The 22,652-nt window shown below is 65.0% G+C and carries 16 protein-coding genes; 8 read left to right on the top strand and 8 right to left on the bottom strand.

Annotated features, from left to right (window positions below; genetic code table 11):
- Positions 1 to 107: 107 nt before the first annotated feature.
- Positions 108 to 1,025 carry a LysR family transcriptional regulator gene (locus AC2T3R_RS10395; RefSeq protein ID WP_023661550.1) on the top strand — a complete coding sequence of 306 codons (918 nt, stop codon included), beginning with the start codon at positions 108 to 110 and terminating at the stop codon, positions 1,023 to 1,025.
- Positions 1,026 to 1,269: 244 nt separating this feature from the next.
- Positions 1,270 to 3,123: an ABC transporter ATP-binding protein gene (locus AC2T3R_RS10390; RefSeq protein ID WP_486745049.1), complete on the top strand. Its 1,854-nt coding sequence runs from the start codon at positions 1,270 to 1,272 to the stop codon at positions 3,121 to 3,123.
- A gap of 157 nt (positions 3,124 to 3,280) precedes the next feature.
- On the opposite strand, the gene AC2T3R_RS10385 is transcribed toward AC2T3R_RS10390, so the two are convergent.
- On the bottom strand, positions 3,281 to 4,051 hold the full coding sequence (locus tag AC2T3R_RS10385) for an IclR family transcriptional regulator (RefSeq protein ID WP_486745048.1): 771 nt from the start codon (positions 4,049 to 4,051) through the stop codon (positions 3,281 to 3,283).
- 154 nt (positions 4,052 to 4,205) lie between these two features.
- Between AC2T3R_RS10385 and AC2T3R_RS10380 the strand changes: the two genes are divergently transcribed.
- From AC2T3R_RS10380 to AC2T3R_RS10360, 5 genes are all read left to right on the top strand, one after another.
- Positions 4,206 to 5,015: a shikimate dehydrogenase family protein gene (locus AC2T3R_RS10380; RefSeq protein WP_024086799.1), complete on the top strand. Its 810-nt coding sequence runs from the start codon at positions 4,206 to 4,208 to the stop codon at positions 5,013 to 5,015.
- A gap of 4 nt (positions 5,016 to 5,019) precedes the next feature.
- Positions 5,020 to 6,753, top strand: coding sequence for an FAD-dependent oxidoreductase (locus AC2T3R_RS10375; RefSeq protein ID WP_486745047.1), 1,734 nt, complete (start codon positions 5,020 to 5,022; stop codon positions 6,751 to 6,753).
- Entirely contained in the window at positions 6,738 to 7,058 is a 321-nt protein-coding gene (locus AC2T3R_RS10370) for an NIPSNAP family protein (protein WP_013972108.1), read from the top strand. The genes AC2T3R_RS10375 and AC2T3R_RS10370 overlap by 16 nt, the downstream gene beginning before the upstream one ends.
- 39 nt (positions 7,059 to 7,097) lie before the next feature.
- Complete coding sequence (locus AC2T3R_RS10365) at positions 7,098 to 8,777, top strand: FAD-dependent oxidoreductase (protein ID WP_486745046.1); 1,680 nt, start codon at positions 7,098 to 7,100, stop codon at positions 8,775 to 8,777.
- Positions 8,778 to 8,968: 191 nt separating this feature from the next.
- On the top strand, positions 8,969 to 10,294 hold the full coding sequence (locus AC2T3R_RS10360) for an MFS transporter (protein ID WP_015269991.1): 1,326 nt from the start codon (positions 8,969 to 8,971) through the stop codon (positions 10,292 to 10,294).
- A 385-nt stretch (positions 10,295 to 10,679) separates the two neighbouring features.
- On the opposite strand, the gene AC2T3R_RS10355 is transcribed toward AC2T3R_RS10360, so the two are convergent.
- The 3 genes from AC2T3R_RS10355 to AC2T3R_RS10345 all read right to left on the bottom strand — a co-directional run bounded on the left by AC2T3R_RS10355 (position 10,680) and on the right by AC2T3R_RS10345 (position 13,482).
- Positions 10,680 to 11,495: a sugar phosphate isomerase/epimerase family protein gene (locus AC2T3R_RS10355; RefSeq protein ID WP_486745045.1), complete on the bottom strand. Its 816-nt coding sequence runs from the start codon at positions 11,493 to 11,495 to the stop codon at positions 10,680 to 10,682.
- 17 nt (positions 11,496 to 11,512) lie between these two features.
- Positions 11,513 to 12,565 carry a Gfo/Idh/MocA family protein gene (locus AC2T3R_RS10350; protein WP_486745044.1) on the bottom strand — a complete coding sequence of 351 codons (1,053 nt, stop codon included), beginning with the start codon at positions 12,563 to 12,565 and terminating at the stop codon, positions 11,513 to 11,515.
- 140 nt (positions 12,566 to 12,705) lie between these two features.
- A complete protein-coding gene (locus AC2T3R_RS10345) occupies positions 12,706 to 13,482 on the bottom strand; it encodes an IclR family transcriptional regulator (protein WP_085663306.1) in 777 nt (258 codons plus the stop codon).
- Positions 13,483 to 13,676: 194 nt separating this feature from the next.
- Between AC2T3R_RS10345 and AC2T3R_RS10340 the strand changes: the two genes are divergently transcribed.
- Entirely contained in the window at positions 13,677 to 15,389 is a 1,713-nt protein-coding gene (locus tag AC2T3R_RS10340) for an FAD-dependent oxidoreductase (protein WP_486745043.1), read from the top strand.
- 194 nt (positions 15,390 to 15,583) lie between these two features.
- Here AC2T3R_RS10340 and AC2T3R_RS10335 read toward each other — a convergent pair whose 3' ends face one another.
- The 4 genes from AC2T3R_RS10335 to AC2T3R_RS10320 form a co-directional block, all read right to left on the bottom strand.
- The gene (locus tag AC2T3R_RS10335) at positions 15,584 to 15,847 is read right to left on the bottom strand and encodes a DUF3077 domain-containing protein (protein WP_015269986.1); all 264 of its coding nucleotides are present in this window, start codon (positions 15,845 to 15,847) and stop codon (positions 15,584 to 15,586) included.
- Positions 15,848 to 16,367: 520 nt separating this feature from the next.
- Positions 16,368 to 19,253 carry an HD domain-containing phosphohydrolase gene (locus AC2T3R_RS10330; protein ID WP_486745042.1) on the bottom strand — a complete coding sequence of 962 codons (2,886 nt, stop codon included), beginning with the start codon at positions 19,251 to 19,253 and terminating at the stop codon, positions 16,368 to 16,370.
- Between the two features lie 319 nt (positions 19,254 to 19,572).
- The gene (locus AC2T3R_RS10325) at positions 19,573 to 21,066 is read right to left on the bottom strand and encodes an aldehyde dehydrogenase (protein ID WP_410953586.1); all 1,494 of its coding nucleotides are present in this window, start codon (positions 21,064 to 21,066) and stop codon (positions 19,573 to 19,575) included.
- A gap of 178 nt (positions 21,067 to 21,244) precedes the next feature.
- A complete protein-coding gene (locus AC2T3R_RS10320; RefSeq protein ID WP_015269983.1) occupies positions 21,245 to 22,627 on the bottom strand; it encodes an aspartate aminotransferase family protein in 1,383 nt (460 codons plus the stop codon).
- Positions 22,628 to 22,652: the final 25 nt, after the last annotated feature.

Genomic DNA, 22,652 nt, shown 5'->3' with positions numbered 1-22,652 from the left:
GGCGCTTGTGACTGCATGCAAGCCACGTTAGATTCTCCGCACCCCCTTGGGAAGATCTATAAACAGATAGGGTGTCTTCTGAAAATCAGATACCCCCGGGAGCTATCGTGTCACTGACCCTGCGCCAGGTCCGCTATTTCGTCGCCACCGCCGAGATCGGCCAGATTTCCCAGGCGGCAATCCACCTGAACATTTCCCAGTCTGCAGTGACCACGGCGATCAAGGAGCTGGAGGCGATGCTCGGCGTGCTGCTGTTCCAGCGCTCGGCGCAGGGCATGAGCCTGACCGAGGCTGGCCGGCACTTCCTCAACCGCGCCTACGTGATCCTGCGTAGCGTGGACGATGCGTTGAACAGCCCGCTGCCGGACGTACGCGCCAGTGGCCTGCTGCGCCTGGCGGCAAGCTACACGGTGATCGGCTACTTCCTGCCTCATCACCTGCAGCGGCTGGAGCACTGGCATCCGGATGTGACCTTGGAGCTGTACGAACAGGAACGCAGCGCCATCGAGCAAGGGTTGCTGGAGGGTCGTTTCGACATGGCAGTGGTACTCACCGCCAACCTCACCCACCCGGACATCGTCTCGGAAACCCTGTTCAACTCCGAACGCCGCCTGTGGCTGCCTGGCAACCATCCGCTGTGCGAGCGCTCGGCGGTAAGCCTGGCCGATGTGGCCTGCGAGCCGTTCATCCTGCTGACCGTGGATGAGGCCGAGCAAAGCGCCATGCGCTATTGGGAACAGGCCGGGCAGCGGCCGAAAGTGCGGGTGCGGACCAGTTCGGTGGAGGCCGTGCGCAGCATGGTTGCCAATGGCAGCGGTGTAGCGATCCTGTCGGACCTGGTGCACCGGCCCTGGTCGCTGGAGGGCAAGCGTATCGAGACGGTGACCATCAGCGACCCGGTGACACCGATGAGCGTTGGGCTGGCCTGGCACCGGGAACGGGCGTTCAGCCCGGCGATGCAGGCTGTACGCAATTACTTCCATGATGCTTTTTTGGCACCGCAGCAGTTGTCGGCACGGCGCTGACCGTTCCCTGCAGGCCCGATCTCGTCGCGGGTACCCCTACAGCACCAAGGCAAAATGAAATCAGACAGAAATGTAATAATTTGCAAAGTTTTGTTAACAACGACCGTTGGGTCAGTGTCTGTCAGTTAAGGTTGCCGGCTTGACTGGGGCTGCATTGCAGCCCAAGCCTGCCATGGCGATAGCGGACATATCGCTGCGTGTCATGGTCACCGGCCAGGCAAGAATTGATTTTCCGGAGACAAGCATGCTTCGCATCTTTGAGCGCTGGCTCGATCCCTTCCCACCTGATGAGGTACCACCGCCACCGGTTGGCCTGTTGCGCTTCATGTGGGCCTGCACCCGGGGCGCACGCGGCTACATCCTGGCGCTTGCGCTGCTCAGTGCCGGGGTATCGATCTACGAAGCCTGGCTGTTCGCCTTTCTCGGCCAGGTCGTGGACCTGCTCTCGGCCTGGCAGGCCGGCGGTACCGTCGGCCCCGAAGAAACCCGGGTGCTGTGGGGTATTGGCATCGTCCTGCTGGTCAGCATCGGGCTGGTGGCGCTGCGTACCATGGTTCAGCACCAGGTGCTGGCGATCAACTTGCCGCTGCGGCTGCGCTGGGACTTTCACCGGCTGATGCTACGCCAGAGCCTGTCGTTCTTTTCTGACGAGTTTTCCGGTCGGGTCACCACCAAGGTGATGCAGACTGCACTGGCGGTGCGCGATGTGTTGTTCACCATCATCGAGATCCTGCCCGGGATCGGGGTGTACTTCATCGCGATCATTGCCTTGGCCGGTGGCTTTGCCCTGAAACTCATGCTGCCATTCATTGCCTGGGTCGTACTGTTCGGCCTGGCCATACTGTATTTCGTGCCACGCCTGGGCAAGGTCGGCCAGGAGCAGGCCAATGCGCGATCGTCGATGACCGGGCGGGTGTCCGACGCCTACACCAACATCACCACGGTGAAGCTGTTCTCGCACGCCAACCGCGAAGCGCACTTCGCGCGCGCGGCCATGGAGGACTTCAAGCAGACCGGCTTTCGCCAGATGCGTCTGGTCAGCCAGTTCGAAATCGTCAACCAGGCGCTGGTGGTGGGCTTGATCATCGCTGCCGGTGGCTATGCGCTGTGGCTGTGGCACCAGGGCCAGGTCGGTACCGGGGCGGTGGCGGCGATCACCGCCATGGCCTTGCGTATCAACGGCATGTCGCACTGGATTATGTGGGAGATAACCTCGCTGTTCGAAAACATCGGCACCGTGCAGGACGGCATGGCCACCCTCACCCGCGGCCCCAAGGTAAAGGATGCGCCGGATGCTGTGGAGCTGGTAACCACAGGGGGCGCGGTGAGTTTTGACAAGGTCAGCTTCAACTACAACGGCGAGCGTCAGGTGCTCGACGACCTGAGCCTGCACATTCGCCCGGGCGAAAAAGTCGGCCTGGTCGGCCGCTCCGGCGCCGGCAAATCCACCTTGATCAACCTGCTGCTGCGCTTCTACGACGTGGACAGAGGGGAAATCCGTATCGACGGGCAGAACGTGGCCAAGGTCACTCAGGACAGCCTGCGCGCGGCGATCGGCATGGTCACCCAGGACACCTCGCTGCTGCACCGCTCGATTCGCGACAACATTGCCTATGGCCGCCCCGATGCCACCGAAGCGCAGATCCGCGCCGCTGCGGCCAATGCCCAGGCCGATGGTTTCATCAGCCAGCTCAGCGACCGCCAGGGCAACACGGGTTACGACACGTTGGTGGGAGAGCGCGGCATCAAGCTGTCAGGTGGCCAGCGCCAGCGCATCGCTATTGCCCGGGTGATGCTTAAGAACGCGCCGATCCTGCTGCTGGACGAAGCCACCAGTGCGCTGGACTCGGAAGTGGAAGTGGCCATTCAGGAGAGCCTGGATGAAATGATGCAAGGCAAGACCGTCATCGCCATCGCCCACCGGTTGTCGACGATTGCCGCCATGGACCGGCTGATCGTGATGGATGAAGGGCGCATCATCGAGCAAGGCACCCATGCGGAACTGCTGGCGAAGAATGGTACTTATGCGCGGTTGTGGCAGCACCAGAGCGGCGGGTTCCTGGGTGAGGACCAAGGCGTGGCCGAGGCGATTGAATAGCCAGGAGGTTGGATCAGGTACCGCGTCGCCTGCTTCGCGGGCACGCCCGCTCCCACAGGGATTTCTGCACTCCTGCAGAATCAACTGCCCTGGCGCCATCCCTGTGGAAGCGGGTTTACCCGCGAAGACGGCAGCACGATTCCCGAACCATACCGCCTCAATCCAGCACCGGCCGCAACAACGCCTGCGCCTCGTACAAGGTCGGCAGATACCGCAAGCGTATTTCATCCACACTCAACCGCGAAGCATGGGTGGTGATGGTCAACGTCGCTTTCAGCCGGCCAGCCCGGTCCAACAGTGGCACACCCAGCACGCGCATGCCGATTTCATACTCCTGGTCCACGATACAGAACCCCTGCTCCTTCACTCGCAGCAACTCCGCCTCCAGCTGTAACCGGTCCGTCTGCGTATAAGGCGTCAACCCCCGCAGCGGGTTACGCGCAAAGTAGGCGTCCCGCTCCCCCTCATCCAGCCAGGCCAGCCAGACGCGCCCGCCGGCGGTGCAATACATCGGCACCCGCGAACCCGGCCGGATCGACAATGAGGCCACATGGCTGTAGCGGCTGCGTACCAGATGGATGATCTCGTCACCATCACGGGTACCCACCGACACATGCTCCTGCGTCTGCCGCGCCACCTGCTCGACGATCGGTCGCAGCATGCGCGGTAGTTGCGCCGAATCCACATACGCCTGGCCGAGGCGCAGCGCCTTGGGCGTAAGCCAGTACTCACGGCTGTCGGTTTCGGCAAACCCTTCGTGTACCAAGGTCAACAGAAACCGCCGCGCGGCACTGGGGGTAAGGCCGGACAACCTGGCCGCCTGCGGCACGCCAAGGCGCGGCTGCTCGGCGCTGAACAGCTGCATCAGCGCCAGGCCCTTCTGCAAGCCGGCGATCAGGTCACGGGGATGGATAGCGGGGGTGTTCATCTATTCGACTCGCAAGCAGGGCAAAAACAGCCGATTACAGCGATAACCGGATCAATGATGCGATTATCGCATTAAACGCCCGATGAGCGCATTGTTGCCCACGCCCCCTTGCCTCACCCTTGGCCTGCATAACAACGCCAATAAGGAGGTCAGCATGATTCGTGGTTCGACTGAACTGGTCGCCATCGTCGGTTCGCCCATTGCCCAGGTGAAGTCCCCCGAAAACTTCAACACCTGGTTCGCCAACAACAACTGCAACCTCGCCATGCTGCCCATCGACCTGCAGGAGACCGCGCTGAATACCTTTGCCGGCACTCTGCGTGGCTGGCAGAACCTGCGCGGTTGCGTGGTCACCGTGCCGTACAAGCAGGCCCTGGCCAGCCGCCTTGATAGCCTGAGCGAGCGCGCAGCCGCGCTGGGCTCGGTCAATGTGATTCGCCGAGAGCGTGACGGGCGACTGCTGGGCGACAACGTGGACGGCGCCGGCTTCCTCGGTGCTGCGCGCAAACATGGCTTCGAGCCGGCCGGCAAGCGTGCGTTGGTAATCGGTTGCGGCGGGGTCGGCAGTGCCATTGCCTATGCACTGGGCGAGGCCGGCATCGCCAGCGTCACCCTCAGCGACCCCAGCACGGCGCGCATGGGCGCTGTGTGCGAGCTGCTCGGCAATGCCTTCCCCACGGTCGAAATCGCCACCCGGGTCGACGGGCTGGAAGGCTTCGACCTGCTGGTCAACGCCTCCCCTGTCGGCATGGGCGGTAGCGCGGAGCTGCCACTGCCTGCCGCCCTGCTCGCCACCTTGCAACCCGAAACCCTGGTCGCCGATGTGGTCACCTCGCCCGAGATCACCCCGCTGCTGAACCGGGCACGCCAAGTTGGCTGCGCGGTCCAGACCGGCCCGGAAATGGCCTTCGCCCAACTCGGCCACCTGGGCGCCTTCATGGGCGTCACGCCGCTGGAGATCTGAAGCCATGCCGACCCATGAACATGCGCAACACAACTTTGACCTGGTCGTGCTGGGCAGCGGCGCCGGTGGCCTTGCCGCTGCCGCCACCGCCGCCCGCCGGGGGCTGAAAGTGCTGGTGGTGGAAAAGGCCGAGCACTTTGGCGGTACCTCGGCAATTTCCGGTGGGGCGGTGTGGCTCTATGGTACTGATCAAGCCCGCGCCGCTGGTGCGGTGGATTCCCCCGAGGCCATTCGCACCTACCTCCGGCAGGTCATCGGCGACGGCTATGACCCCGCGCTGGTCGACGCCTTCATCGAGCATGGCCACCAGGCGCTGCGCTGGCTGGAGCAGAACACCGAACTGCGCTACGCCCTGCGCCCGCATTCGCCGGACTACTACCCGGACGCCCCCGGTGCCACCCAGTTTGGCCGGGCGCTGGAGATGGTCGAGTACGACGGCAGGCAGCTCGGCTCGCACTTCAAGGACCTGCAGATGCCGCCGCCCGGCATGTTGCTGTTCGGCGGCATGATGGTCAACCGCGTGGATATCCAGCACTTTCTCAGTATTCGCCGCTCGCCCCGGTCGCTGTGGCATTGCCTCAAGCTGATGGCGCGTTACGCGCGGGACCGCCTGCATCATCCGCGTGGCACCCGCCTTACCACCGGCAACGCCTTGATCGCCCGCCTGGCCAGCAGCGCCTTCGCCCATGGCACGCAGCTGTGGTTGCGCAGCGAAGCCCTGGAGCTGATCGTCGAACGCGGCGTGGTCACCGGCGTGGTGGTGCAACGCGAAGGGCGCCGTGAACGGGTGCTGGCCCGGGGTGGTGTGGTGTGCGCCATGGGCGGGTTCGCTGCAGGCGCGCTCGCCGACAGTTACCGGCCGGCCCGGCACGCGCCGCACCTGACCATGTCACCGCCCACAAATGACGGCGCTGCCCTGCGCCTTGGCCAAGCCGTGGCCGCTGCCCAGGGTGAGGGTCTGGTGGCCAACTTCTTCTGGGCGCCGGTTTCGGAACTGCGCCATGCCAGTGGCGAGCATGAGCGCTTCCCGCACCTGGTCACCGACCGCGCCAAGCCGGGGGTGATCGCGGTGAGCCCGGACGGGCGACGCTTCGTCAACGAGTCCGATTCCTACCACCACTTCGTGCAGACCATGTTCGCCAAAGGCATCGCCAGCTGCTGGCTGGTCTGCGATGCCGAAGCGATGAACCGCTACGGCCTGGGCCTGGCGCGGCCAAAGCCGGTGGACAACCAGGCGTTGATCCATGCCGGCTACTTGCACCGCGCCGCAACAGCGCAGGCACTGGCCAAGACCATTGGTGTCGACCCACAGGTACTCATGCAGACCCTGGAGCAGTTCAACGCCGATGCCCGCAACGGCATCGACCGCGCGTTCGGCAAAGGCGGCAACAGCTACAACCGCTACATGGGCGACCCGCAACACACGCCCAACCCATGCCTGGCGCCGCTGACCAGCGGCCCGTTCTACGCCATCCGCATCCACACCGGCGACCTTGGCTCAGCCCGCGGCCTGGTGACCAACGCCCAGGCCAACGTGCTGAACCGCGATGGCCAGCCGATTGCCGGGCTGTATGCAGTCGGCAACGACATGAACTCGCTGATGAAAGGCACCTACCCCGGCCCCGGCATCACCCTGGGCCCCGCCCTCACCTTCGGCTGGCTCGCTGCCAACCACATCGCCGCGCGCCTGCAGGCGCCAACCACCCAAATGGAGACCCCAGCATGTACTACGAACTGAGAACCTACACCCTCGACCCACTGAAAATGGCCGACTGGTTGAGCCTGTACCAAAGCCACGCGCTGGAGGTGCAAAGCGAGCATCTCGGTAACCTGGTCGGCTTTTTCACCAGCGAGTTCGGCGAGGTCAACCAGGTGGTGCATATCTGGGGCTATGCCAGCCTCGACGAACGCATGGCACGCCGCGCAGCCATGGCAGCGGACCCCCGTTGGGCAGAGTTTTCAAGGCGCAATCGCGAACTGGGCGCGGTGCTGCGCTTGCAGTCGCGAATGCTGCGGCCCACCGGTTTTTCGCCGCTGCAGTAAAACTAAAACCTTCCTCCAATGCCTGAGCGGAACCCCACGATGCAACCCCTCGAATGTGACGTACTTGTCATCGGCTCCGGTGCCTCTGGCCTGGCTGCCGCCGTTACTGCCGCCCATCACGGCCAGCAGGTGATCGTCGCGGAAAAAGCCAGCCAACTGGGCGGCACCAGTGCCTGGTCGGGGGGCTGGCTGTGGATACCGCGCAACCCGCTGGCCATTGCCGAAGGCATCGTCGAGACAGACGATGCCCCGGAGCGCTATCTGCGCGGGCAAACCCACGTCAGCGAACTGGACCCGCGCCAGCGCGCCTTCCTGCACCATGGCCCGGAGATGGTGGCGTTCTTCCAGCAACACACCGCCGTGCAGTTCCAGTGCGGCAGCCGCATGCCCGACATGCACGAGGGCGATGGCAGCACGCGCGGTGGTCGTTCGCTGTGCGCCCTGCCATACGACGGGCGCCTGCTCGGGCCCTGGCTGCACAAGCTGCGCCCACCGCTGGACATCGTCAGCCTGGCCGGCATGGGCATTGCCGGCGGCGCCGACATGGCCGCCTTCTTCAACGCCACACGCTCGCCCACGGCCGCGCTGCATGTGGGCAAACGCCTGCTGCGCCATTGCCGCGACCTGCTGCTGCACCGCCGCGGCATGCAACTGGTCAATGGCAACGCCCTGGTGGCACGGCTGCTGCGCAGCGCCCTGGACCTTGGCGTGACGCTACTGACCGACAAGCCGGCCAGCCGCCTGCTGGGCGAAGGCCGGGTCAGCGGCGCACAGTTTGCCGACGGCCAGATGATCCACGCCCGCCGCGGTGTGGTGCTGGCCTGCGGTGGCTTTGCACATGATCGCCAGCGCATCGCGCACCTGATGCCACATGCGCCGGACGGTACCCAGCATTACTCCGCAGCCCCCAGGGAAAACAGCGGCGACGGCCTGCACCTGGGCGAACAGGCCGGTGGCCTGGTCCAGGCGACCACGGCCCATGCGGGTGCCTGGGCACCTGTGTCGAGGGTGCCGCGCAGCAATGGCAGTTTCGGCCATTTCCCGCACTTGGTCGATCGCGCCAAACCCGGCTTCATCGCCGTGCGCCGCGATGGCCGGCGCTTCGTCAACGAGGCCGATTGCTACCACGACTTCATGAACGCACTGTTCGCCGCCACGCCAAAGGGTGAAGCGCCGGAAGCCTGGCTGATCTGCGACCATGCCGCGCAACGTCGCTATGGTATCGGCTGGGCCAAGCCCTTCCCTTTCCCCACCCGTCACTATCAACGCTGCGGTTACCTGCACAGCGGTCGCACGCTGGAGGAACTGGCGCAGCGCTGCGGGATCGACGTCGAGCAGTTGCAGCGCACGGTGGACGGTTTCAACCGCCATGCAACCCGGGGTGAAGACCCGCTTTTCCAGCGCGGTGTATCGGCCTACAACCGGGCGCAGGGCGAGCCGTCGCAAGCCCCCAATCCGTCGCTGCGGCCACTGCTGCACGGGCCGTTCCACGCAGTGAAACTGTTGCCGGGCAGCCTGGGTACCTTCGCCGGCCTGGGCACGGATGCCTCGGCCCGGGTACTGGACCGCAATGCGCGGCCGATCCCCGGGCTGTATGCGGTGGGCAACGACATGCACAGCGTGATGGGCGGGCACTACCCGAGTGGCGGTATCACCCTGGGGCCGGGGATGACATTCGGTTATCTGGCTGGTAGAGCGTTGAGTACCTTGACCACCTGAATTCACGTTGCCCCTTGCCTCGCCCGCAGGCCTAACGCAACCGTTCGGTAACCGAACACTAGCCCCTCCCTTTAATTGACGCTGCCGCCTTCACTGCTCACCATGCACCGGCCTTGCGTGCCCCCTGCCTGGGAACTGGTCACGTACTCGCAGCACCGCAGCTGAATACAATTTCAAGAATCGAGCAGTTTATGAACCACTCCAAGATCACCCCCGCCGCCCCCCGGATGCCCCAGGGTTCGATCGGCGACAAGCTTCGCGGCGCCTTCGGCGTCGGCAAGACCCGTTGGGGCATGCTCGCCCTGGTGTTCTTCGCCACCACCCTGAACTACATCGACCGTGCCGCGCTCGGCATCATGCAGCCCGTCCTGGCCAAGGAAATGAGCTGGACGGCGATGGACTACGCCAACATCAACTTCTGGTTTCAGGTCGGCTACGCGGTCGGCTTCCTGCTGCAGGGCCGGCTGATCGACAAGGTCGGGGTGAAGCGCGCGTTCTTCTTCGCCGTGCTGCTGTGGAGCCTGGCCACCGGCGCTCACGGCCTGGCCACCTCGGCCGCTGGCTTCATGGTCTGCCGCTTCATCCTCGGCCTGACCGAGGCCGCCAACTACCCGGCCTGCGTGAAGACCGTGCGCCTGTGGTTCCCGGCTGGCGAGCGGGCCATCGCCACCGGCCTGTTCAATGCCGGCACCAACGTCGGCGCCATGGTCACACCCGCCCTGCTGCCGATGATTCTGGCCGTGTGGGGCTGGCAGGCCGCGTTCATCGCCATGGGCAGCCTGGGCCTGGTGTGGGTGGTGCTGTGGGTGTTGAAGTACTACAACCCTGAAGATCACCCGCGCGTGCGCCAGAGCGAGGTGGAGTACATCCAGCAGGATGACGAGCCCGAGCCAACCCGCGTGCCGTTCAGCCGTATCCTGCGCCTGCGTGGCACCTGGGCTTTCGCGGTGGCCTACGCGATTACCGCACCGGTGTTCTGGTTCTACCTGTACTGGCTGCCACCGTTCCTCAACCAGCAATACAGCCTGGGCATCAACGTGACCCAGATGGGCATCCCGCTGATCATCATCTGGCTGACGGCGGATTTCGGCAGCATCGGCGGCGGCATCCTGTCTTCCTGGCTGATCGGCCGTGGCGTGCGCGCCACCACCGCGCGGCTGGTGTCGATGCTGATCTTCGCCTGCACCATGGTCAGCGTCACCTTTGCCGCCAACGCCAGTGGCCTGTGGGTCGCGGTGGCGGCCATCTCGCTGGCGGTGGGCGCGCATCAGGCATGGACGGCGAATATCTGGAGCCTGGTGATGGACTACACGCCCAAGCACCTGGTGAGTACTGTGTTCGGTTTCGGCAGCATGTGCGCGGCGATTGGCGGGATGTTCATGACACAGATCGTCGGTAGCGTGCTGACCGCTACCAATAACAACTATGCCGTGTTGTTCACCATGATCCCGGCGATGTACTTCCTGGCGCTGGTGTGGATGTACTTCATGGCACCACGCAAGATCGAGAGCGCCTGAACGCGCTAGCCACTTACCTCTACGGGGCCCTTGCGGGCCCTTTTTTTGATCAAGCTGATACACGCACTGTCTGGGGTCGCGCCTGAGTCAAGACATGCGCTGTACCTGTGGGAGCGGCTTCAGCCGCGAAGAGTCCAACGCGGTGCCTGGCACCGGCTGCGCCGGTGTTCGCGGCTAAAGCCGCTCCCACAAGGGCTCCACAGGGCTCAAGCCATGCGCTGTACCTGTGGGAGCTGGCTTGCCGGCGATAGGGCCATCAGCCTCACCGCAAATCTGCAGCTCCCACAAGGCCCCTGCCAGGTCAGTGAATCATGTGCAGCTCTGTGGGAGCGGGCGTGCCCGCGAACACGGGCGGTAGCCCGTGCCATGCGCCGCGCTCTATCAATCAGACTCTGGCCAACACTGCCATGGCCTTCTCCAGCGCCATGCGCGCACGCTGTTCGCCGCTCATGCCCTGTTCCAGCAACTGCCGTGTGGGGATCTCCAGGCTCAACGGCACACTTGGCGGCAAACCGCGCAGCAGGCCGACCAGATCGGCATCGCCCTCGCCCGGGAAGCGCCGCTCGTTGCGTGCCTGGCGCAGGATCTCGTCCATCTCGGCCGGCACCGGGCCGGCAACGTCGCACAGCTGGGCATAGCGCATGCGCTGCGGTGCCAGTTGCGCCAGATCGTCCAGCGAAGAACCGGAGCGGTTGAAGTGGAAGGCATCCACCAGCACACAGCCATTGGCACGGTCGGCGTTGGCCACCACCCGCATGGCCTGGCGCAGGTCACGCACATCAGTCCAAGGCATGAACTCCAGGTGCGGATAAATGCCATACCCCGCCGCCAGGTCACACAACGCAGCAAAGCGCTCGGTCAGCCGCGCTTCATCCGGGTCGTTGCCAGCCACCAGCAGCTCCGTGCCGCCCAGCTCGGCGCCCACCGCCAGGATCGGCTCGAAATCGGCGACACAGGTTTCCGGCTTCAGCCTCAGGATCTCCAGGTCGAGCACCTTGATGCCCGTGTCGCGCAGGCGCGCCTGGGTCTGGCGGCGCAGGCCGGCATCGGCCACCAGCGGGAAATGCTGCTCCTGCTCGGTGGCGGGCACCAGGCGCAGGCCAACGTGGCTGTAACCGGCGCGGGCTGCTGCCTCGACCATGTCCGGCGGGGAAAGCTCGAGTACCGTCAGGGCCGCCAGGGAGAAAATTCGTTCAGTCATTATCGTCACCCGACAATTCAAGCAATGTGCTCGGGCGCACAGGCCCGGCCAGTTTCCGCGGCCTGGCGGATCGCCTGGACCAGCGCCAGGGTACGACCACCATCGGCGGCATCGATCAGTGGCGCCTGCTCACCCCGGGCAACCCGCACGAAGTGTTGCAACTGCAAGGTCAATGCCTCGCCGGCGGGGATGCTTTCCTCGCTCTGCAACAACGGCGTGTGCCAGCCCGACCCGACCTCGGCGTAGTGCCAGCGCTTGAGTTGCGGAATGCTCAGGGCCCCCTGGGTGCCGGCCAGCAGGTAGCACGGTTGGCCATCCTGGCGCGGGTAGACGGGGCTTTCGCCGGAGTCCAGCTCCCAGCTCCACGGCGCGGCCACCGCGTCGGAGCCAGTCAGGCTGCCCAATGCTCCATTGGCGAACTGCAGTAGCACCGCGGCGCTGTCCTCGTTGGCAAAACCGCGCACATCGTTGCAGGTGAATGCCTGCACCTGTACCACCTCGCCGCACAGGTGGCGCAGCAGGTCGAGGTCATGGATCAGGTTGGTCAGCAGGAAGCCAGCGCCCGGCTCGCGGCGCCAGGGGGTGTCGAAATAGCTGTCGGGCTTTTGCAACTGCCACAGCGCGGTGACGTTGATCAGTCGGCCCAGCTTGCCGTCGGCAATCACCTGGTGAGCCTTGGCGATCAGCGGGTTATGCCGGCGGTGATGGCCGACCAGCACCGGCACATCGTGGCGGCGCGAGGCTTCCACCAGCGCACGGACTTCATCCAGGTGCACGCCCACCGGTTTTTCGACCAGCACCGGTACACCGGCCGCGACGCAGTCCAGGGCGGTGGCGACATGCAGGTTGTTCGGGTTGGCGACGATCACTGCCTCGGGGCGCGCGTGCTCCAGCATCTGGCGGTGGTCGGCAAAACAGGGCACGCCGCATTCGGCGGCAAAGGCCTCGGCCTGCGGGCCCGGGTCGGCCACAGCGCACAGCTGGGCCTGCGGCACATTCAGCAAATGCTGGTAATGCTGGCGGCCCATGCTGCCGGCGCCGATCAAGGCAATACGAAGGGGTGCGTTCAACAGCCTGTCCTCTTGTCATTGTTGTCATGCGGATTCCGGAATCTGATTCCACAATCCACATTCGACAATTTAGAACCAGGTTCAGCTTTTAAGAAGAAGCCGCAGGACAGAGTGTGCGGTAATCGACCGGAAATGCACCTTCAAGCGAACAACTCACTGGCCCGGCTGGCCGCCGACAGTTCCTCTGCCGCCGCCAGCAACAGCGGCGCCAGTTCTGCCAGGCGGCTTTGCGCCAGGCGCGCACTGGGCCCGGCGATGCTCAGCACACCGATCACCTCGTCACTTTGCGGGCGGCGCACCACCGCAGCCAGGGCCGAGGTGCCAATGGCCGAGGTTTCCTCGACCCAGGCATAACCACGCTCGCGAGCGCGGCGCAGGTAGGTGAGCAACTCGTCGGTGGAGCGCGGCGCATTCGGGCCGAACTGCGCCGGGTCGGCAATACCCTGGCGCAACACCATCTGCAGCGCCTGCTCATCGTCCAGGCTGGCCAGCCAGGCATGCCCGGACGCGGTGTAGAACAGCGGCGCGTCGCGGCCCATGTCCGGGTCATAGCGCAGCCCGGAGCGGGCACCCTGGGACTTGGCGATCCAGGTCTGGCGGGCGCCGTCGATCACGCCAAGGCGCACCAGTTCGCCGCTGTCCTGGGCCAGGCGGTCGAGAATCGGCTGAATGATGTCGGCACCGCTGCTGGCCAGGTAGCGGAAGCCCAGCGCCACCAGCTTGGCCGACAGCTGGTAGCGGCTGTTATCCCGGTTCTGCCGCACATAGCCCAGCCGCACCAGTTCGGTGAGCATGCGATGGGTGGCGCTCTTGGGGATATCCAGGCGCTCGGCCAGGGTTTGCAACGGCAGCCCTTGCGGCTCACCGGTAAGGCTTTCTACAAGACTGAAGGCGCGTTCGATCTGACTACCAGCCATGACACAGGTCCCTGAAATTTCTGCGAATTCTAGAAGATGATTCCACACCGCCGATAGCCGCCGCAGCCAGGGCGGCACGAACTGTCCGGTTATCGCCCATTACTTGCCCGGAAGGGCCGCCATACCCTTGCGGGCCGATTCGCTGCCTATAAGAATGTGGAACCTTGTTCCAATAACAATACAGGAATCCCGCAATGCCTTCCGCTCCCTACGAAACCGAATGCGATGTGCTGGTCATAGGTTCTGGTGCCGCCGGGCTGGCTGCGGCCGTGACGGCGGCCTGGCATGGCCAGAAGGTGATCGTGGTGGAGAAGGAGCCAGTGTTCGGCGGCGCCACCGCCTGGTCCGGTGGTTGGGCCTGGGTGCCGCGCAACCCGCTGGCACGCCGGGCTGGCATCGAGGAGGACATGGAGCAGCCGCGTACCTACCTGCGCAATGAACTGGGGGCGTATTACAACGCCGAACTCATCGACGCCTTCCTCGAAGCCTGCCCGCATATGGTGGCGTTTTTCGAAAAGCACACGGCGCTGCAGTTTGCCGACGGCAACGGCATCCCCGACATGCATGGCGACACACCGGGCGCGGCCCAGGGCGGGCACCAGGTGATTGCCGCGCCCTATGACGCCCGCGAGGTGGGTGCGCTGCTGCCACGCCTGCGCAAGACCATGCGCGAAACCTCGTTCATGGGCATGCCGATCATGGCGGGTGCCGACCTTGCCGCGTTCCTCAACATGACCCGCTCGCCCAAGGCCTTGCTGCACGTGTGCAAACGCTTTGGCCGCCACCTGTACCACCTGGCCCGGTATGGCCGGGCGATGCACCTGGTCAACGGCGTGGCGCTGGTGGCCCGCCTGGCCAGGTCGGCACAGGACCTGGGCGTGCGCCTGCAGGAATCGGCGCCGGCCAAACGCCTGCTGGTCGAGGATGGCCAGGTGCGGGGCGCGCTGGTGGCTACACCGCAGGGCGAGCAACTGATCCGTGCCAAGGCCGTGGTGCTTGCGGCGGGTGGCTTTCCCAACGACAACGCCCGCCGTCAGCAACTGTTCCCGCGCGATGCCAGTGGCCATGACAACCTGGCCCTGCCTCCCAAGGGTTGTTCGGGTGACGGCCTGCGCTTGGGCGAGTCGGCCGGCGGCGTGGTCGCTACCGACCTGAAGTCGCCGGTGGCCTGGGCGCCGGTTTCGCGAGTGCCGCACCGCGACGGCAGCGTCGGCCATTTCCCGCACATCATCGAACGCGGCAAACCGGGCATCATCGGCGTGCTGGCCAACGGCAAGCGTTTCGTCAACGAAGCGCATGGCTACTACGACTACGTGTCAGCGATGGTCGCGGCGGTGCCACAGGGCGAAGAGGTGTGTTCGTGGCTGGTCTGCGACCACCGTTTCCTGCGCCGCTATGGCCTGGGCCACGCCCGCCCGGCGCCACTGCCGGTGTGGCCGCACGTGCGCAGCGGCTATCTCAAGCGGGCTGCCACCCTCGAGCAGTTGGCCCAGGCCTGCGGCATCGACCCGGTAGGGTTGCGCGCCACGGTCAGCGACTTCAACAACCATGCCCGCAACGGCCAGGACCCGGCGTTCGGCCGTGGTTCCACACCGTTCAACCGCAAGCAGGGTGACCCGCAGCACAAGGGGCCGAACCCTTGCGTGGCGCCCATCGAACATGGGCCGTTCTATGCGGTGAAGGTGCAGCCCGGCTGCTTTGGCACCTTTGCCGGGCTGCGCACCGACGGGAATGCCCGAGTGCTGGATGAAGCTGGGCAGCCGATTGCTGGCCTGTATGCGGCGGGTACCGACATGGCCAGCGTGTTTGGCGGCTGGTATCCGTCGGGTGGTATCAACCTGGGCCCGGCGCTGACCTTTGGCTATGTGGCCGGGCGGCATATTGCTGGGGTGCGGGAGTATGAATGAGGTGAGCGATCACTGATGGCCATGCCCTGTACCTCATGGACGGCGCGATTCCTGTAGGAGCGGCCTTGTGTCGCGAAAGGGCCGCAAAGCGGCCCCGGCGTTTTTGCGGTGATGCACAGATCGTTGGGGGCGCTTCGCACCCCTTTCGCGACACAAGGCCGCTCCTACAGGAAACCGCGCCTGCCTGCGATACCTCAGTGCTTCATGCCCAGTTCGGCATCATCCATCAGCGCCTTGGCCATCGCGCTCAGGTAATGGGCGGCCCAGATCATCATCGGTTTCTCATCCATCAGGCCGGTAATGGTCAGTTCGCGGACATAGCCCATCAATTCCGAGGACTGCTCGCGGGCATCGCGGCAGGGGATGCCGGGCTCGATGCGGAACAGTGGATGGGTGCCGTTTTCGCCTTGGTAGAAGGTGGTCTTGCCGACGGTAAATTGGGTCTCTTCTGTGGTCATTGGTGAATCCCCTGAAATTTCTCGACTGCTTGCACTGGCCCTTTCGCGGGCACGCCCGCTCCCACAGGTACTGTGCAACTCTTGAGTACGGTGAAGATCCTGTGGGAGCGGGCGTGCCCGCGAAGAGGCCAGAACAGGCAACACATTACTTATGCCCTGGTGCAAAGTGTCTTCGAAGGAATCGGGGGATGTGGGGTGGATCGGGGACAACTTTCAGCATGCTTTGGTATCCATTTGTTGGGCCACTACCGGCCTGCTGTCAAACAAGTAGGTGGCAGCTGTACATAGGTTGACAGACCGGCGGATACCAGAACCGGCGCACGCGAACGTGCCCCATGCACAGCCACCATGAAGCGCAAAGCCATGCGAAGTATCTCGTCGCGGCCTGTCAAAGCCGATCGCTGATGTGCAGCGACCCGCCGAGACTAGAGCGCTGCCAAAGCGGCCGCAACGGGAAACAGGCGGCGTGAGTATCTTTGGGAAATGGCCTACAAGGAAGGGGCTAAATCTGATTTTTCGCTCAAGCCGGGCAACGCATCTGCCCCAGCCAGTACGCCACGTCCACCTCGTCGATCTGCTCGGCACGCAGGAACCGCTCGGCATACTGGCGGTACACCCCGCTGCTGAGGAACAGCTCAAGCAACTGGCCGTCGATGTGCCCGCCGCGGGCCATGCCCACCAGGATCTTCACCGACTCGGACAAGGTCTTCGGCGCCTTGTAGGGCCGGTCGGCCGCGGTAAGCGCCTCGAAGATGTCGGCAATCGCCATCACCCGCTCGGCAATGCCCAGGTCCTGCTCGCCCAGCCTGCGCGGGTAGCCGCTGCCGTCCATTTTTTCGTGGTGGTTGCCTGCGATGTCCGGAACCCGCTTGAGCTGGCGGGGGAACGGCAAGGAACTGAGCATGATGATGGTCTGCACGATGTGTTCGTTGATCTTGAAACGTTCCTCGTCATTCAGCGTGCCGCGGCGGATCGCCAGGTTGTACAGCTCGCCGTAATTGCTGGCACAGGCCGGCAGGCGCATGTCGAAGCCCCAGCGGTTGCGCGGGTCGTCCTTGGCCACCGGCGGCTTGCGGGGGCCCCAGGGCACGCAATGCTCGGGGCGGTCGGCCAGTAGTGGCTCGTAAACCGGTAGCGCAGGTGAAGGCACGTCGGCAAAGCGCTCCAGCTCATCACGGGAGATGCCCAGGCGGTTGTCGAAATGGCGCTGCCAAAGGCGCTGGCCAATCTGCTGCAGGCGCTCGATGTCGGCGTCCTGCATGAACTCGCCGCCGATGTTGGCCTGGGCGACGAAGGCGAAGTCGTCCTGCAGCTGCGCCTGGCTGCGCACCAGGGTGGCTTGCAGCGCCTGCTGGTCGCCAGCGCTGGCCAGGCCTTGCCAATAAGCCAGCTCGGCATCCCGCCAGAGCACCTCGAAACGCATGCGTACCTCGTGGATACGGTTGTACAAGGTTTCCAGCTTGGTCGCCTTGTCCACTACATACTCGGGGCTGGTGACCTTGCCACAGTCGTGCAGCCAGGCCGCGACGTGGAATTCGTAGCGTTCAGCCGCGGTCATGCTGAAACTGGCGTACGGGCCGGTTTCGGCCGCCACCGCCTGGTCCAGCAGCATCTGCGCCAGTTGTGGCACCCGCTCGCAATGGCCACCGGTATAGGGGCTCTTGGCATCGATGGCATCGGCCAGCAACTTGATCATGGCATCCAGCAGGCGTTGCTGGGCTTCGGCCAGCTGGCGCGTCTCGATGGCCACCGCCGCCACCCCGGACAGTTCCGCGACAAAGCTGCGCAACGGCTGGCCTGCCTGCTCGTGTACATGTCCATCGCCCAGTTGCAGGATCAATATGCCCAGCAGCGCCTGGCTACGGTCATTCAGCACCAAGGCCAGGGTGCCCTCATGCAGGCCGAGGGCCTGGCTCACTGCCGTGGCCAGGTGCTGCTGGGCAGTCTCGTCCACGGCCAGCTCGCCAGGGTACTGCTCGCCATGGCAGGCAGCGGCCAGGCGCAGCAAGGCGTGTTCGGCATCGAACAGGTAAACCACGCCGGCACTGCCCCCGGCGGCTTCCACCAGATGGGTCAACACACCGTCGAGCATGCGTTCCAGGTCGCGCTCGCTGCTGAGTGTGAGGGTAATCGCCTGAAAGCTGCGGATGGTGCCGGACATGCGGCTAAGCACGCGGCTCAGCTCGCGCACTTCGGATACCCGCGAGCGCACCCCGACTTCGCGGCTGAAATCAAAGCCGGCCAGGCCTTGTACCTGTTCAGCCAGCAACCGCAACGGGCGGCCGATACGCCGGCCAAGCACACCACCCAGCACCAGCAGCACGCTTATCAGGGCAGCGGTCCAGAGCAACTGTTCGAGCAGTACCTTGCGTGCACCGGCCAGCAACTCATGGCCTGGCACGGCAATCAGCACCTGCAGGTCCTGCCCGGCCAGGTTGGTCAGTTGCACACGCATGCCATACCAGGTCTGCCCGTCCACCTGATAAGGCTGCGGCCAGGTGCCTTGCGGCAGGTCGGCGTAAAGGTGCTCCAGGCTGGGGATGCCCAGTTCGGCGATGCGCGACAAGCGCACGGCCTGCCCTTCGTGCACGATTACCCGCTGCAGGTCCGGGTAGGCCACCACGCTGCCCTGGTCGTCGATCACGACGATCTCGGTGCCGGGGGTCATGCGCAGGCCCTGAGTCTCACTGGCCAGGTCGTCGACCGAAACGTCCATGCCGATCACCGCCCCGCCGTCGAGGCTGCGCTGGGCCATGGTCAGGCCGATCTCGCGGGTGGTGAAGAACACATAGGGGTGGGTCAGCACGGTGGTGGGCTGGGCACTGGCTTCGACAAACCATGGGCGCGTGCGCGGATCGTAGCGGTATTCAGGCTTGGCCTGGGCCTGCAGCAGGTTCAGCGAGCGGTCGTAGAAGCGCCATTCACCCTGCACCGCCCCGCCCTCACGGCTGACGCTCTGCACCAGAAATACCGTGCCCGGCGGCGCAGCGAAACGCTGCAGCAACTGCGGGTCACGCAAGCGGCGCACCAGCAGGAACTCACCACTGGGGTAACCCATGTAGGCAGCACTTAGCATGCGGTTGGCGTCCAGCGTCTCGACCAGTTGCGGCAAGCGTTCCAGGCGCTGAGCCGGGGTTTGCGCGGCCGGGTTGTGGGCGAGCAGGCGGATGCTGCTGTGCACGGGGTCGATCAGGCGCCGGGCGCGCTCGTCGATGGTCTTGCCTATTTGCTGGGCAGAATCACCCGCTGCGGCCACCAAGGTCTGACGAATGCCGTGATAGCCCTGCCAGGCCAGGGCGGCGCCGAGCAGCAACATGCCCAGCACGATGGCGAGTGCCACCAGCCACTGCAGTGAAATGCCACGTCCGGCGTTGCCAGCAGCACGACCATTCGACACGCAGCCCATCTCAGGTACTCCATGTATGGCGGTTTGACGGGGCAGCCAGGACGATCATGCAGGCAGAAGCCATTCGCAGGCAGCGAGACGGGGGGGGCGTGGCGGCACATAGCCCTGCCCTATCTTGGCAGCAGTGTAGAGCGGACCCGAGCTTTCTGCCGGGTTGGCAAGGAAAATTAACGGAACGCCATGAATGATCCGGGTACCGCGTCGCCTGCTTCGCGGGCTTGCCCGCTCCCACAGGGACCGCGCAGCACCGCAGCCAGTGCAGTACCTGTGGGAGCGGGCGAGCCCGCGAAACAGGCGACACGGTGCAAGATCGGATGTATCAGGCGCGCAACTGGTACCAGGTGGTCTTGAGCTGCGAATACTTGTCGAACGAGTGCAGCGACAGGTCGCGGCCAAACCCGGACTGCCTGCCGCCGCCGAACGGCACCGTCACATCCAGCGCATCGACCGTGTTCACCGACACGGTGCCGGCCTTCAACGCCCGCGCCACGCGGTGCACCTGGTTGAAGTCATCGCTCCACACCGACGCCGCCAGCCCATAGATGCTGTCGTTGGCCAGGCGCACGGCCTGCTCTTCACTGTCGAAGGCACTGACCGCCAGCACCGGCCCGAATACCTCTTCCCGCGCCAGGCTCATACGGCCATCGACACCGGCAAAAATGGTCGGCTCGATATAATTGTCCGAACCATCGATAGTCAGCCGCCGACCACCGCACACCAACCGCGCGCCATCCTGCCCGGCGCGGGCGATGGCGGCTTCGATCCGGCCAGTTTGCCCGGCATCGACAATTGCACCGGCACGGCTCGCCGGGTCCAGCGGGTTGCCTGGCAGCCACTGGCGGGCCTTGGCCTGCAGGCGCTCGATGAACTCGTCATGGATGGAGCGCTGCACGTACAGCCGCGAGTTGGCCGAGCACACTTCGCCCTGGTTGAAGAAGATGCCGAATGCCGCCTTTTCCGCAGCCAGGTCCAGGTCCTGGCAGTTTTCGAACACCAGGTTGGGGCTCTTGCCGCCGCACTCCAGCCATACCTGCTTGAGGTTGGACTGGGCCGAATACTGCATGAAGTACTTGCCCACCTGGGTGGAGCCGGTGAACACCAGGCAGTCCACGTCCGGGTGCAGGCCCAGTGCCTGCCCGGCCTGCTCGCCCAGGCCCGGCACCACGTTCAGCACACCTTCCGGCACACCGGCCTGCAGCGCCAGCTGGGCCAGGCGCAGGGCCGAGAACGGTGATTGCTCGGCGGGCTTGAGCACCACGCTGTTGCCGGCAGCCAGCGCCGGGGCGAGCTTCCAGGCGGCCATGTCGAGCGGGAAGTTCCACGGCACCACGGCGGCGACCACGCCGAGGGCTTCGCGGGTGATGGTGGCCAACGCGTTGGGCGCGGTGGGTGCCACCTGGTCGTACAGCTTGTCCAGCGCCTCGCCATACCAGGCGAACACCTGCGCCGAGCCCGGCACGTCGATGTTGTAGGCGTCCATGACCGGCTTGCCCATGTTCAGCGAGTCGAGCAGGGCCAGTTCTTCGCGATGGGCCAGGATCAGCTCGGCCAGGCGCAGCAGCACTTTCTTGCGCTCACCCGGGGCCATGCGCGGCCATGGGCCTTGTTCGAAAGCCCTGCGGGCGCTGGCGACGGCCAGGTCGACCTCGGCCTGGCCGCAGGCGGTGACCTGGGCCAATACCTTGTTGGTGGCGGGGTTGATGGCGGCGAAGGTGGCGCCGTCCTGTGCGTTGACGGGCTTGCCGTCGATCAGTGCATTGGCCGGGAGGTAGAGGTCCGAGGCACGTTGTTGCCAGAATCCGAGAGTGTACATTTGTACTCCAGGCGACCGTCGTGCGGTCGTCTTGCGCAAGTAACAGGTACCACACAGTCCGCAAGCACGCCGCACTCCCTCTGTGGGAGCGGGCATGCCCGCGAACCAGGCGACACGGTGGATGGCACCGGCTTCGCCGGTGTTCGCGGGCTTGCCCGCTCCCACAGGGATCAGCGGTTTAGAGTTTGCCGACCAGGCGCGCCGTGCGGTCCACGGCAATGCGGGTCTTCTCTACCAGCTCATCCAGCTCGCTGTGGTTGGCGATCAGTGCCGGCGCCATGATCATCCGGCCCAGGGTCGAGCGAATGATCACCCCTTCCTCGAAACCGAAGGTGCGGCACTGCCATGCCAGGTCGTTCTCGTTGGCAAAGCGCTTGCGCGTCGGCTTGTGCTCGGCGAACTGCAGCGCCGCCACCAACCCGGCACCCTGCACCTGGCCGATCAACGGGTGGTCGGCGAACACCTCGCGCAGGATGCGTTGCAGGTACGGCCCGGTGTCGTCCTTCACCTGGCGCACGATGCCTTCGTCACGCAGCGCCTTCAGGTTGGCGATGGCCACCGCCGCCGCCACTGGGTGGCCGGAATAGGTCAGGCCGTGGGCGAACACCCCGCCCCGCTCCACCAGCGCCTCGGCAATGCGCTTGCTCAGCACCAGGCCACCCATGGGCACGTAGCCGCTGGTCAGGCCCTTGGCGATGGACAGGGTGTCGGGCTCGAAGCCGAAGTACTCGTGGGCAAACCATTCACCAGTGCGGCCAAAGCCGCCGATCACTTCATCGGCGCACAGCAGCACGTCGTACTGGCGGCAGATGCGCTGGATCTCGGGCCAGTAGCTTTCCGGCGGAAAGATCATGCCGCCCGCGCCCTGGAACGGCTCGGCGATAAAGCCGGCGACGTTCTCGGCCCCCAGTTCGAGGATCTTCTCCTCCAGCTGCAGGGCGCAGCGGCGGCCGAACTCGGCCGGGGTCAGCTCGCCGCCCTCGGCGTACCAGTATGGTTCGTCGATGTGCGCCACATCCGGGATCAACCCGCCCATTTCGTGCATGAACTTCATGCCACCCAGCGCCGTGGCCGCCAGGGTCGAGCCGTGGTAACCGTTCCAGCGGCCGATCATGATCTTCTTGTCCGGCTGGCCGACCACCTGCCAGTAGCGGCGCACGGTACGGATCAGCACCTCGTTGGCCTCGGAGCCGGAGTTGGTGTAGATCGCGTGGCTGTAGTGCCCTGGCAACAGGCTGAACAGCAGCTCGGACAGTTCGATCACCGCCGGGTGGGTGGTGTGGAAGAACATGTTGTAGTAAGCCAACTGGTCCATCTGCGTGGCAGCTGCGGCTGTCAGGTCGCGGCGGCCGTAGCCGAGCTGGGTGCACCACAGGCCGGACATGCCGTCCAGGTAGCGCTTGCCCTCGCTGTCCCACAGGTGCAGGCGTTCGCCACCGACGATCACTCGTGGCCCTTCGGCGTTCAGCGCCTTCTGGTCGAGGAAGGCATGGATGTGGTGCGCGGCATCGGCTGCCTGGTAGTCACGGGTCTGGCGTTGCGGGGCGAAAGGCGCATTCATTGTTGGTTTTCCTTTGCGGTGGGGT

This window comes from Pseudomonas sp. PVC-5-1, from assembly GCF_057444345.1.
Note: the sequence above shows the minus strand (reverse complement) of the source record. Positions and strands in the feature narration are given on the sequence as shown.

What these genes read in the sequence shown, in the direction of transcription:
- AC2T3R_RS10335 (WP_015269986.1), bottom strand. Translation starts at nt 15,847, where the DNA reads ATGACCACAGAAGAGACCCAATTTACCGTCGGCAAGACCACCTTCTAC.
- AC2T3R_RS10365 (WP_486745046.1), top strand. Translation starts at nt 7,098, where the DNA reads ATGCAACCCCTCGAATGTGACGTACTTGTCATCGGCTCCGGTGCCTCT.
- AC2T3R_RS10370 (WP_013972108.1), top strand. Translation starts at nt 6,738, where the DNA reads ATGTACTACGAACTGAGAACCTACACCCTCGACCCACTGAAAATGGCC.
- AC2T3R_RS10390 (WP_486745049.1), top strand. Translation starts at nt 1,270, where the DNA reads ATGCTTCGCATCTTTGAGCGCTGGCTCGATCCCTTCCCACCTGATGAG.
- AC2T3R_RS10325 (WP_410953586.1), bottom strand. Translation starts at nt 21,066, where the DNA reads ATGTACACTCTCGGATTCTGGCAACAACGTGCCTCGGACCTCTACCTC.
- AC2T3R_RS10355 (WP_486745045.1), bottom strand. Translation starts at nt 11,495, where the DNA reads ATGACTGAACGAATTTTCTCCCTGGCGGCCCTGACGGTACTCGAGCTT.
- AC2T3R_RS10340 (WP_486745043.1), top strand. Translation starts at nt 13,677, where the DNA reads ATGCCTTCCGCTCCCTACGAAACCGAATGCGATGTGCTGGTCATAGGT.
- AC2T3R_RS10385 (WP_486745048.1), bottom strand. Translation starts at nt 4,051, where the DNA reads ATGAACACCCCCGCTATCCATCCCCGTGACCTGATCGCCGGCTTGCAG.
- AC2T3R_RS10330 (WP_486745042.1), bottom strand. Translation starts at nt 19,253, where the DNA reads ATGGGCTGCGTGTCGAATGGTCGTGCTGCTGGCAACGCCGGACGTGGC.
- AC2T3R_RS10320 (WP_015269983.1), bottom strand. Translation starts at nt 22,627, where the DNA reads ATGAATGCGCCTTTCGCCCCGCAACGCCAGACCCGTGACTACCAGGCA.
- AC2T3R_RS10375 (WP_486745047.1), top strand. Translation starts at nt 5,020, where the DNA reads ATGCCGACCCATGAACATGCGCAACACAACTTTGACCTGGTCGTGCTG.
- AC2T3R_RS10345 (WP_085663306.1), bottom strand. Translation starts at nt 13,482, where the DNA reads ATGGCTGGTAGTCAGATCGAACGCGCCTTCAGTCTTGTAGAAAGCCTT.
- AC2T3R_RS10380 (WP_024086799.1), top strand. Translation starts at nt 4,206, where the DNA reads ATGATTCGTGGTTCGACTGAACTGGTCGCCATCGTCGGTTCGCCCATT.
- AC2T3R_RS10360 (WP_015269991.1), top strand. Translation starts at nt 8,969, where the DNA reads ATGAACCACTCCAAGATCACCCCCGCCGCCCCCCGGATGCCCCAGGGT.